Source organism: Natronococcus roseus (assembly GCF_043677095.1).
Lineage (GTDB): Archaea > Halobacteriota > Halobacteria > Halobacteriales > Natrialbaceae > Natronococcus > Natronococcus roseus.
Window position 1 is genome coordinate 377,503 of record NZ_JBHLJR010000001.1, and the last position, 11,566, is coordinate 389,068.

11 protein-coding genes are annotated in these 11,566 nt (G+C 67.5%); 1 reads left to right on the plus strand and 10 read right to left on the minus strand.

Annotated features, from left to right (window positions below):
* Window positions 1–8: 8 nt before the first annotated feature.
* Window positions 9–1,436 carry an MATE family efflux transporter gene (locus ACFEMD_RS02010; protein WP_394739205.1) on the minus strand — a complete coding sequence of 476 codons (1,428 nt, stop codon included), beginning with the start codon at window positions 1,434–1,436 and terminating at the stop codon, window positions 9–11.
* A 254-nt stretch (window positions 1,437–1,690) separates the two neighbouring features.
* Between ACFEMD_RS02010 and ACFEMD_RS02015 the strand changes: the two genes are divergently transcribed.
* Window positions 1,691–3,109, plus strand: coding sequence for a hypothetical protein (locus ACFEMD_RS02015; protein ID WP_394739206.1), 1,419 nt, complete (start codon window positions 1,691–1,693; stop codon window positions 3,107–3,109).
* 1 nt (window position 3,110) lies between these two features.
* Here the strand turns inward: ACFEMD_RS02015 and ACFEMD_RS02020 are convergent, their stop codons facing one another.
* From ACFEMD_RS02020 to ACFEMD_RS02060, 9 genes are all read right to left on the minus strand, one after another.
* Window positions 3,111–4,094, minus strand: coding sequence for a YeiH family protein (locus ACFEMD_RS02020; RefSeq protein WP_394739207.1), 984 nt, complete (start codon window positions 4,092–4,094; stop codon window positions 3,111–3,113).
* Window positions 4,095–4,392: 298 nt separating this feature from the next.
* Window positions 4,393–5,226, minus strand: a complete 834-nt coding sequence (locus ACFEMD_RS02025; RefSeq protein ID WP_394739209.1) for a phosphate ABC transporter ATP-binding protein — start codon at window positions 5,224–5,226, stop codon at window positions 4,393–4,395.
* Window positions 5,223–6,083 carry a PstA family ABC transporter permease gene (locus ACFEMD_RS02030; RefSeq protein ID WP_394739210.1) on the minus strand — a complete coding sequence of 287 codons (861 nt, stop codon included), beginning with the start codon at window positions 6,081–6,083 and terminating at the stop codon, window positions 5,223–5,225. Before ACFEMD_RS02030 ends, ACFEMD_RS02025 begins: the two co-directional genes overlap by 4 nt.
* Complete coding sequence (gene pstC / locus ACFEMD_RS02035) at window positions 6,083–7,015, minus strand: phosphate ABC transporter permease subunit PstC (RefSeq protein WP_278304993.1); 933 nt, start codon at window positions 7,013–7,015, stop codon at window positions 6,083–6,085. The genes ACFEMD_RS02030 and pstC overlap by 1 nt, the downstream gene beginning before the upstream one ends.
* A complete protein-coding gene (locus tag ACFEMD_RS02040; protein ID WP_394739211.1) occupies window positions 7,016–8,002 on the minus strand; it encodes a PstS family phosphate ABC transporter substrate-binding protein in 987 nt (328 codons plus the stop codon).
* Window positions 8,003–8,350: 348 nt separating this feature from the next.
* Window positions 8,351–9,340: a YeiH family protein gene (locus ACFEMD_RS02045; RefSeq protein ID WP_394739212.1), complete on the minus strand. Its 990-nt coding sequence runs from the start codon at window positions 9,338–9,340 to the stop codon at window positions 8,351–8,353.
* A gap of 4 nt (window positions 9,341–9,344) precedes the next feature.
* Entirely contained in the window at window positions 9,345–9,485 is a 141-nt protein-coding gene (locus tag ACFEMD_RS02050) for a hypothetical protein (RefSeq protein WP_394739213.1), read from the minus strand.
* 224 nt (window positions 9,486–9,709) lie between these two features.
* Window positions 9,710–10,786 carry a glucosidase family protein gene (locus tag ACFEMD_RS02055; protein ID WP_394739214.1) on the minus strand — a complete coding sequence of 359 codons (1,077 nt, stop codon included), beginning with the start codon at window positions 10,784–10,786 and terminating at the stop codon, window positions 9,710–9,712.
* Window positions 10,787–10,820: 34 nt separating this feature from the next.
* On the minus strand, window positions 10,821–11,534 hold the full coding sequence (locus ACFEMD_RS02060; protein WP_394739215.1) for a hypothetical protein: 714 nt from the start codon (window positions 11,532–11,534) through the stop codon (window positions 10,821–10,823).
* Window positions 11,535–11,566: the final 32 nt, after the last annotated feature.

Here is an 11,566-nt window from a genome sequence, read left to right on the forward strand (position 1 = left end):
CCCGGCAGTCAGTCGTCCGCGTCCGTGGACCCGTCGCCGAAGCTGCCCCGCTCGCGCATCATCGAGGTGCCCCGTTCGACCCACCGGCGCCGGTAGAAGACGACGCCGAGGTAGACGACCCGAAACGCGAAGTCGAGAATGATGGCGACGTAGGCCGCGAGGACACCGTAGCCGAGTTCGACGCCGACGACGTAGGTGAAGCCGAGCAGGAACACGAACGTCCCGATGACCCGCGAGACGAACGGGACGACCGTCTCGCTGCCGCCCCGAAGCGAGCCGGCGAGCGTGATGTAGGCCGCGATCAACAGCGCGGTGATGGCGTAGGCCTGCGCGAAGCCGACCGCGTACCCGACCGTTGCGGGATCGCGCGTGAACACGAGGACGAACTCCTCGGCGAAGGTAAACAGCAGAGCGCAGAGCCCGCCGACGGTGAGCGTGCTCAGGGCCGTCGCGGCCAGCCCGTTGTAGTAGGCGGTCGCCCCCTCGCCCTGGCCGAGCGACTGGCCGACCATGATGTTCGCCGCGACGCCGTACCCCCGCGCGAGCGGTGAGGCGATCTGCTGGTACATCCGGCGGCCGATGTGGTAGGCGGCGTTGACCTCGGTGCCGAACGCCAGCAGGATCGCGTTGAACGGGAACTCGGCGAACATCTCCGTGACCCCCTCGGCGATCCGGGGCCAGCTGATCAGGATCAGCTGCTTCGTGATGACGAGCTGTCGGGGGACGACGTACTGGATCCCGCTGCGCGGCGTGGCGAGGATCGCGAGGAAGGCGGTCGCGCCGAGCGTGTCGGCGGCCGCGGTCGCGACGGCGATCCCGATGACGCCGAGCTCCGGCAGCGGGCCGAGCCCGAACGCCAGCCCGATCGTCGCGAGAATGTTGAGCGCGTTGACAATGCCGTTGACGTACATCGGCGTCTTCGTGTCGCCGGTGCCCTGGATCGAGCGAGCCGCGATGAAGTTGACGTGGATCGCGGGCGCCGAGATCATGATCACCATCAGGTAGACGCTGCCGTACTCGACGACCGCGTCCATCGCCCCCTCGTCGGTCAGCGCGCCCAGCACCGAGATCGCGTACTCGTTGAGCAACAGCCCGAAGACGATGAACGGGATCCCCCCGAGCAGGCCGAGCAACAGCGCCTGCGAGACCGCTTCGTCCCGATTCGCGGTGGCGTCGGCGCTCGTGTCCTGACTCGAGAGCGCGATCGCGCCGTCGCCGATGCCGATGCCGAACCGCAGCGGAAAGCGGGCGTAGATGTCCGCGAGACCGACCGCCGCGACCGCCGCCGGCGAGAACAGGCCCGCGACGATCATGTCGGTCGTCCGCATCAGCGTCCGCAACACCTGCTCGGCCATCACGGGCCAGGAGAGGCCGAACACGCGCTTCCAGACCCGCCAGAGCCGACGATCGGCGAGCGAGAACAGAACGACGAACACGGTCGCGGTTCTCGCGGTCGCCGATTAAGGGTTGAGTTGGCGGAAACGTGGCCCGGTTGGGGTCCGGTACCACCGCCCGCTCGAGGGGTGTCGTCTCACGCTCGGAGCCCCCGGGACCCGCGGCGGTCGATCCTGCCGGCCACAGTACTATCCGCCGATCCGTGGTATTCCGACCAACCGATGATCGACGACGGTCGACGACCGGTTCCGCCGCAGACGGCAGAACCGGTGCGACGGTTCGAGGTGAGCGATCGATGAGGCTCTCACGGCTGTTCGCCGACGAGGAGTCGACCCCCCACGGGCTGCCGAACTTCGACTCGACGACCGTCTTCGTCCGGGCGGCCGCCAGCTCCCTGCGGGGCGAGCAGTTCCCGCGGCTGGGGATGATCCACCCCAAACTGACGCCGCTCGCAAAGCGGGTCAACGGCCTCTCCAGGGAGACCCGCGCGAAGATCTACACGACAGGCGGGGCCAACGAGGGGATCGACCCCGACGACCTCGGCGAGATCGACGTCGAGCGCTTCCGGGAGTGGGTCGTCGACCAGTACCCCGAACGGGGGTATCCCGCCGTGATAATCGGCTCGAGCAACGGCGCGGCGGTCCACCTCGCGGCCCTGCTGGGAGTGCCATTCTTGCCTCAGACGTTCCTCCTGCCGATCCGGCGCTCGATGGGCGCCGACGAGATCCGCGATGACATCGAGTGGGGCGCCGAACACGCGCCCGACTTCCTCGAGGCCAACCCCGACGTCTCGCTGGCCCAGATGCACGACCCGAACCAGGATCGGCTGATGGTCCGGAAGCTGGCGTACTTCCGGGTCAAGTCCCAGATTCTGGGCGAGGCCTACGAGGAGTTCCTCGACACCGTTCTCGAGCCCGGCGGCACCGTCATCTCGCTGGAGTGTGAGTACGACTGGCCGGTAATCGACGTCGGCGACCGCCACACCTTCCAGCTCGGGGGCTGTGGCGGGCTGGCGCCCGAGGAGTACTACGAGGGCAGCGAGCAGGTCGCCGACTTCCTGCGCCTGCAGGGCGCCGACCGACGCGAGTGGGACGTCCCCGACCCCGACCGACGGGTACCGGAGGCCGAGTGGGGGTTCGATCCCGCCCTGCGCGAGGACCTCGAGCGGATCGCCGACAAGCGAGAGTACCAGCTCCGCCGGCTCGCGTTCGACGATCCGCGGGAGCTGAGTCCGTTCGTCGCCGACCGCTACCGCGAGCGCTACGAGGCCCGCGACCGATCGGTCGACCGCCTGCTCGTCCAGTCGTTCGCGCTGGTCGAGCCTTGGTGGACGCTTCGGACGGGGTCGGTCCCCTACTGGACCGCGTTCAACACCCGTTCGGATGTGGAGTACCTCGAGGAGTACCTCGACGACAGCGATCCCTACGACGAGATCCGCTCGACGCTGTTCTCTCACGGAATGGAGTCGGCGGGGCTGGCCTCCATTGCGGAGTGGAAAGAGGTCCTCTCGCGCGCCCGCGACGAGCACGGGTTCGTCGGCGTCGACGAGACCGAGTTTCCTTACGACGTCGAGAGCCAGGTCCGGTACCACGACGACCTTCCCGAGGAGATCGACGCTCGTCACCCCCACCCGCCGTCGATGGCGCTCGATCGGTTCGAGTCGATCGCCGAGGACGTCGCTCCCGAGTACGGGCTCGAGTGGGAGACGGAGTAACTCAGAAGACGGCGAGCAACACCACGAGCGAGAGCGTGCTGACGAGCACCAGCGACGTCAGTACGACGATGGCGGGCAACAGCCCCGTGCTCCGGAGTTCGGCGAGTCGAATCTCCGTTCCGAGTCCGACGAACGCGAACAGGAACAGCCAGCCGTACCCCTCCTCGATCGCCGCCCGCTGGGACGCCGAGAGCAGCCCCGCGCTCGCGACGACCATGAGCGCGAAGAAGCCGAGGACGAACGTCGGTACCTCCTCGAGGAGCGTCCTCGCCGAGGGCCGCGATCCGCCGCCGGACCGGGCGTAGTAGCTCGCGTACGCCAGCACGACGACGCCGATCAGGGCGTTCCGGGCGAGCTTCGTCATCGTCGCCCACTGGCCGGCGAGCTCCGAGTGAGTGAAGCCGACGGCGACGACCGGCCCCGTCGAGAACATGCTGACGCCGGCCCAGACGCCGAAGACGGTTCCCGAGAGGCCGAGCAGATCGCCGATTATCGGGTAGACGACGATCGTCACGGCATCGAACAGCAGGACCGTCGCCGCGGCGTAGGCGATCTGGTTCTCCCGGGCCCGGATCGCGCCGGCGACCGCGACGACCGCCGAGACCCCGCAGATCCCCGAGCCGGCCGCCAGCAGCGAGCCGAGCCGGCCGGTGATCCCGAACACGTTTCGTGCGAGCAACTCGACGGTGAGGATCGTTCCCGCGGAGACACAGACGACGATCGCGAGGACGAGCGCGCCCGTCTCGAGGACGGTGCCGAGCGTCACCGACGCGCCCATGAGGACGATCCCGGCGGCCAGCCAGAGGCCGTGGGTCGCGATCCCCGCCTCGAGTCGCTTCGGGACGCCGACCGTGTTTGCGACGACGAACCCGACCGCGATAGCGACGAGCAGGGCGTTGAAGCCGACGACTCCCTCGACGCCGCGAGCGAACGCGGCGCCGAGACAGAGCGCGAGCAGCCCGGGAAGAAGTTCTCGTACGCTCATCGTGAGTAGCGCGGTCGGAGGCAGTGATCGCGGCGACGGGTGGGAGCACCGATACCGGCGCCTTTCGGTCGGCGCTCGAGGGAGGCCCGGTCGGATCGGACGATTACGCCGAGCGGGAGCCACTGGCCGGACGACATCTGTCCGGCGCTTCGAAGCGCCGGCGGTAACGTCTGTCGATACCGTCCGCAGCTCGCTCCGGGCCCGCGTCCCGCTCTCGTCTTCCGCCGTCGGGAGGAGGCCCTCGAGCGGGAGACGCGACGACGATCGAAAACGAGCGCAGCGAACCCGGACCGACCGACTAGCGGGTGGTGACCGGCTGCTCGTCGGTCACGTTCTCCTCGTCGGGCTCGTCGTCGTAGTCGATCGCGGTGTGACCCTTCACGAACTCCTGGGTCCGCTCGTGCTGGGGGTCCTCGAAGAACGAGCGCGTGTCGTTGGCCTCGATGAGTTCGCCGAGGTAGAGGAAGATCACGTCGTCGGCCAGCCGCTTGGCCTGGTCCATGCTGTGAGTAACCATGATGATGGTGTACTCCTCCTTTAACTCCTCGAGGGTCTCCTCGACCTGCTCGGCCGAGATCGGGTCCAGCGCGGAGGTGACCTCGTCACAGAGCAACACCTCGGGCTCGACGGCCAGCGAGCGGGCGAGACAGAGCCGCTGGATCTGCCCGGTCGAGAGTTCGGCTCCGGGGTCGTCCAGTCGGTCCTTCACCTCGTCCCAGAGGTTGACCTTCCGCAGGTAGCTCTCGACGAGCTCGTCGAGCTCGTCGCTCGAGTAGTCGCCGTGGATCTTCGCCCCGTAGGCGACGTTGTTGTAGATCGACAGCGGTAGCGCGGTCGGCGTCTGGGGGACGTAGCCCACTCGCCGCCTGATCTCGGGCAGGGGTTCGTCGGTGTCGTAGATCCCCTCGTCGCCCAGATACACCTCGCCGGTGATCTCGGCGTTGGGCTGGATCTCGTGGAGGCGGTTCAGCGCCTTCAGCATCGTCGACTTCCCACAGCCCGAGGGGCCGATAATCGCCGTCAGCTTGTTCTCGGCGAACTCGGTGCTCACGCCGTCGAGCGCGGTCACTTCCCTGTTTCCGGTGTACGTTACCTCGAGGTCGTCGGTTCGGAGTGCGATATCGTCGTTCATGAGTGTCTCCCTCCTGGTGCGAAGCGGGCGAATCTCCCCGCGAGGAGTTTCGATGCGAGTACGAGCGCGAGCACGGCGACGATCAGGACGAACGACGCCGCGTAGGCGTGCGAACGGACTTCGGCGTTGAACGACGCCGCCTGCTCGAAGATGAGGATCGGCAGCGTCGTCGCGGGATCGAACGGGCCGCCGGGCATCTGGGTGCTCCGGCCGGCCGTAAACAGCACCGTGGCGGCGTCGCCGATCCCGCGGGCGAAGCCCATGATGATCCCGGCGATGACGCCCGGTAGGGCCGCGCGAACGGTTATCCGGGCGGTCTCGAACCGCGTCGCGCCGAGACCGTAGGAAGCTTCTTTGACCGTGTCCGGAGCCGCCCGCAGCGCCTCGTCGGCGTAGCGGGTCATGATCGGGTACTGGAAGATCGCGATCGCGACCGTCCCGAAGATCAGGCTCGTCTGGGCGCCGGCGGCGATGATGATCGTCAGCACGAACACCCCGTAGACGATCGGCGGCGTCCCCCAGAGCACGTTCAGGAACATGTTGATCACGTCCGACGTGCGCTCGCTCGAGTAGTCGCTCTGGAGGTAGATTGCCGTCGAAATCGCCAGGATCGAGGCGACCACCGTCGCGGGGACGACGATGAAGATACTGCCCAGGACGGCGTGGAGGAAGCCGCCGCCGCCGTCGAGCATGTACCGCGACCCCGGCGCCGTCACCATGACGGCGGGATCGGTGATGAACACGCGTCCGCCCCGCCAGAGGGTGACGCCAACGACCATCGCCAGCACCGCGAGGATGAGCGCGGCGCTCGCGCGGGCCAGCAGGCCGAACAGGCGCTGCTCAGCGTATCGATCCATCAGTACTGCCACCTCCGTTGCAGGCGGCGGCGAATAAGCATCGCCCCGAAGTTGAAGATCCAGACGACGACGAGCAGCGTCAGCCCGACGAGGATCAGCGCCGACTGGGTCAGCGGGATCGACATCAGTTCGCCGAAGTCGTTGACGATCAGCGTCGGCAGCGTCTCGCCCGCGTCGAAGGGGCCGTCGGGAATCGCTGTCTGCCCGCCGATCAGCATCGCGGGAACGATCGTCGCGCCGAAGACCCGACCGAAGCCGAGCAGGATGGCGGAGAAGATCCCCGGCCCCGCGGCTCGGAGCAGCACCGTTCGAATGGTCTCCCACTTCGTCGCGCCGACGCCCAGCGAGGACTCGCGGAGTTCGTCGGGCAGCGCCTCGAGGGACTCGACGGACAGCGAGATCATGAACGGGGTGACGATGATCGCCATCACCAGACTGACCGTCACGATGCCGAGGCCGATGCTGTGGGCGCCAAGCGCCGGCGCGAGGTAGTCGCCGACGAACGGAACGACGACGATCAGCCCGACGAGCCCGAAGATCACGCTCGGGATCGCCGCGAGCACGTCGATGAACGACGAGACCAGCACCTTGGTCCGGCCCTCGGCGTACTCGGCGATGTAGATCGCCGCGAGGATCGCCAGCGGGGTCCCCATCGCCATCGAGAGGATCGTGACGTAGATCGTCCCGACGATCGCCGGCAGGAAGCCGAACTCGTCGGCCGCGGGATCCCAGTTCGAGGAGGTCATCATCTGGAACAGCGAGTACTCGGAGACGATCGGGATCGACTGCTGGACGAGCGTCAGGACGATCAGCCCGAACAGCGCGACGGCGAAGAAGCCGGCGCCGACGAGCCAGTAGCTGCTCAGCCGCTCGAGCAGCAGCCGTCGGTCGAGTCGGTTCGCCCCCTCCGAGGGGGTTTCAGTCGTTCCCATCTACGAGGCCCCCTCGAGGATCTCGCGTTGTTCTGCGAGCTTTTCCTCGTCGATCGGTGCGTAGCCGTTGTCGCGGACGTACTCCTGACCCTCGGTGAGCACCCACTCGACGAAGTCGGCGGCGTCCTCGTCGAACTCGCCGTTCGCGGCCAGGTACATGTCTCGGGCCGGCGGAGAGGGGTAGCGGTCCTCCTCGACGGCCGTGAGGAACTCGTCGCGGGTGTCGTAGAAGTCCTCCCCATCCGAGAGGGTCCCGCTCTCGTCGCGGTCCAGCGGGACCGGTCGGATGTTCATCTCGAGGTCGCCCGTGTTGAAGTCGTAGACGTAGTTGATGTTGTTCAGCGAGATGCCGTGGGAGTCGTTGTTGATCGCCTGGGCGACCTGCTGGTCGCCGTCGAAGTTGCCGTCGGCCATGTCCTCGAGCTCGTTCTCGGTGTAGCCGCCGAGGAACTCGCCCCACTGCTGGTAGGCGGCCGAGGAGTCCGAGCGCCCGTAGACGTAGATCGGCTCGTCGACGTCGCTCTCGACGAGTTCGCCCCAGTTCGTGATCTCCTTGCTGAAGACCGCCGCGAGTTCGTCCTGGGTGAGTCCGTGTTCACGGATCTCGTCGTACACGGGGTTGTTGACGTTGATCGTCCCGACGACGGTGTCGATGAGCATCGCGGTGGCGACCAGCCCTCGCTCGAGCTCCGCCTCGTCGGGGTCTCGCCCCATCATCGCGATGTCGACCTGCTCGTTCATCACGTCCGAGACGCCGACGCCGGTTCCGCCGCCCGAGACGTCGATGTTGACGTCACGCTCTGACGTGTAGATGTCTGCCCAGACCTGTACCATCGGCAGCGGACCGACGCCCCCGGAGATGCGGATCGTCGACTCCGATCCGGAGTCCGAATCCGAGTCCGACCCTGACAGACACCCCGCAAGCGCGACCGCAGAGCCAGCTCCGAGCGCAGTCAGTGCGGAACGACGCGAGTAACCCCGATCCATACTGCTCCGTCCTAGAAGCCAGACGCTTGTATCCCCTCGTTAGCCTGCAATTCTTTGGTTCTCCACCCAAAACCAGCAAAGCTATCGATCGAACGGGAACTCGTCCCACAGTTTAGCGGGGAGTAGCCGATCCCGCCAGCAGTCGGCGTTTTCGGTCGAACGGGCGGAGAACGATCGGTTCACGACGACGGCCGCCGATCGTTCGAACTCGCTGTCCGTGTTCGTTTCCGGCCGCCAGCGGCTGAAGCCCGCCGCTTCGACGGATACGGACGTCGTGCCGGTCCTCCCGCAAGTATTGCCTCGAGCTTCGACGGTGACTCGCCGGACGAGCACTCGAGCGCCCGCTGACTACGTTCCGAACAGCATCGAGAGGACGACGAGCGAGACCGCGCTGGCGACCAGCAACGCCAGCAGGACGACGAGCGCGGGCGTCAGTCCCGTGCTCCGGAGTTCGGCGAGCTGGATCTCCGTGCCCAGCCCGACGAACGCGAGCACGAACAGCCAGTTGTAGGCGTTCTCGATCGAGGCCTGCTGGGTCGACGAGAAGACGCCGGCGCTCGCCAGCGCCACGAGCGCGAGAAAGCCGAGCACGAACTTCGGAAACTCGTCCCAGAGGGTTCGCAGGGAGGGACGACCCGCGGATCCCGACCGGGCGTAGTAGCTCGCGTAGGCGATGACGACGGCGCCGATCAGGGCGTTGCGCGAGAGCTTCGCCATCGTCGCCCACTGGCCGGCGACCTCCGAGTGAGCGAAGCCGACGGCGACGACCGGCCCCGTCGAGAACATGCTGACGCCGGCCCAGACGCCGAAGACGACGTCGGAGAGCCCGAGCAGATCGCCGACGATCGGGTAGACGACGATCGTGATCGCGTCGAACAGCAACACCGTCGCCGCGGCGTAGGCGATCTGTTCCTCCCGAGCTCGGATCGCGCCGGCGACCGCGACGACCGCGGAGACGCCACAGATTCCCGACCCCGCCGCGAGCAGCGAGCCCAGCTGGTCCGCGAGCCCGAAGACGTTGCGCGCGAGCAGTTCGACGAGGACGATCGTCAGCGTCGTCACGGCGACGACGACCAGCAACACGAGCCCGCCGACCTCGAGGATCGTCTCGAGGGTCAGCGACGCGCCCATGAGGACGATCCCGGCGCCCAGCCAGAGCTTGTGGGTGTTGATTCCCGGCTCGAGCCGGTCGGGAACGCCGACGGCGTTCGCCAGCACGAACCCGAGCGCGATGGCGACGAGCAGGTGGTTGAATCCGAGTGTGAGCTCGACCCCTCGCGCGAGAACGGCGCCGAGAAGGAGTGCTGTCAGCCCCGGAAGAAACCGCGCGGCCGACATCTCGCTACCAGGGGATCTGCAGCTCGAAAATAGCGATCGCCGCCACCGTCGTCGCGCCGACGGCGACGCTCTGCCAGTCGCGCTCGAGATCCGCCCAGCGGGATCGAACGGCCGCAACGCCCCGGTGCAGTCGAGTACTCTCCATTCGTATTGGGTCTTCGAACCCGCGCACTTAACCCTTGTCGATGGCGTCGGAGATAGAAGAGATTTTATCCTCTACCTAAGACGTCACTGTAGTAGGTGGGGGTAGATATTGCGACAGCCTGTGGCACTGGGCATCCTTTTGCTGCTAACTACGTCGATTTTCGAGCAAAACTGCCGCGTTCGCGGATCCGATCTCCGACCGACGCTGTCAAGTGACCCCGCGAGTCAGCGCGACCGGTCGGCGAACTCACGCCACAGCGCCGCGGCGACGGTGAACTCCTCGGCGCTTGCGTACCCCCGCTTGACGTACGGCTCGCCCTCGAGCGTGAGCACCTCGAGGAAGGTCCCGTACGGCGCCATCACGCGCTCGATCCGTTCGACCTCCCGACGAGCGCAGGCTTCGAACCCGTACCGTTCGAGGCCGTTGGCGTACATGAAGCTGTTCCAGGGCCAGACGTGGTAGTGATAGTCGTGGTGGAGCGCGAAGAAGGGGTGGACCTCGCCGACTCCGAACGGCTGCTCGCGCATCCGGAGTCCGTTCGGCGTCTCGAGGTCCGCGAGCGCATCGGCGATCGAGCGCGCTCGATCGGCGTCGACGACGCCGAAGTACAGCGGGACGACGTTCGCGTCGCAGGCGAGGACCGCCGAACCGCGGCGCTCGTCGAAGTAGCGTCCGTTCCACAGCCGATCCAGCCCGTCTCGGATCGCCGACGAGTCTGTCCCGGCGGTCTCGAGCCCGCGGCGCTCGAGGGCCTCGACGGCTGCCAGCCAGATCGCAGTGTTGTACGTCTCCCGCGGGGCCGCGGCCGAGTCCCACCAGGAGCTTCCGGACCCGGTGAGGATCCCGTTCTCGACGAACCGTTCGCGGTGGCGCGCGACGAGGTCGGCGACTGCGTCGGCGTGTTCGCTGAGCCGTCCGACTTCGTCCAGCGCGAGCACGAGCGCGGGAACCGTGTCGACGCCCTCGGCCGGCGTCGCGGCGCTGTAGCCGGGGTGGAAGTCGGTGTAGAAGACGTCCGCCTCCGAGAGCTCCGAGAGCAGCGCCGCCGCGGTGTCGGCGACGACGTCTTCGTGCCCCGCCGCCGCGAGCCCCGGTGTGGCAAAACAGAGATCCCGGGGCCAGACGCCGTGGAAGTGTCCCCCGGACTCGAGGCCCCGCTCGGCCCGCGTCGCGAGGATTCGATCGGCGGCGCGCTCGAGCGATCCCGCTCGCCGGTAGCCGTGGCGACGCTTCTCGGCGTAGTGGGTGAGGCGTCGCCGGAGCTCCCGGGCGTAGTAGCGGAGGGTGATCGTGGTTGACATCGAATCGAAGAAGGAAACGGATCGCGATCGCGTATCAGTTGTTCTCGTCGTCCTCGTCGTCCTCGTCCGGCTCGACCTTCATGTCCGAGGCGTCCTCCTCGGGCGTTTCCTCGGGTTCCGTCGAGTCGGTCTGGGTCGGCTGGGCCTGCTCGGGATCCGGGCCCGTCGCCTCGGCGGTCTCCTCGGCCATCGCGGTCTCGGAGACGTCGACCTCCGTCGTCTCGTCGTCGGTGGTCCGGCGGGGGTCCTCGTCGTCCTTGTCGGCGCTGGGTTTCGATCGTGGCTCATCCTCCTCGGGGTCGTCGGTGAACTCGATCTCGCCGCCATCGTCGTCGTCGGCCTCGCCGAGCTGTGGCTCCTCGTCGACGTCGCCACTGGCGTCGATCTGTGACTCCTGGCCGGCGTCGGGCCGTTCGGCCGCCGCGGCGGCCTCGTCGGACGTTTCCTTGTCCTCGGTCTCGCCGTCGACCTCGTCGAGGTCGGGTTCGAACGTCGTCGGTTCCGACGTCCGACGCTGTCGGAGCCCGATGGCGACCAGCCCGGCGCCGACGGCCGCCTTCGGGAGCGCGCGAAGCTGGCCGCGAGCGACCGATCGCAGTGTCGACAGCAGCATGAGTCCGCCGCTGACGACGGCGAGGCGGCCGTCGCGGGCGCTCTCGCCCGCGATCTCGCGCGCCGCGTCCATCGGGTCGTCCGCCAGTTCCTCGAGCTCCTCGCCCTGTAGATCGTGATCGTATTCGTCTGTCATAGATTGGCCTCGAGCACGCTGCGCTCACGACC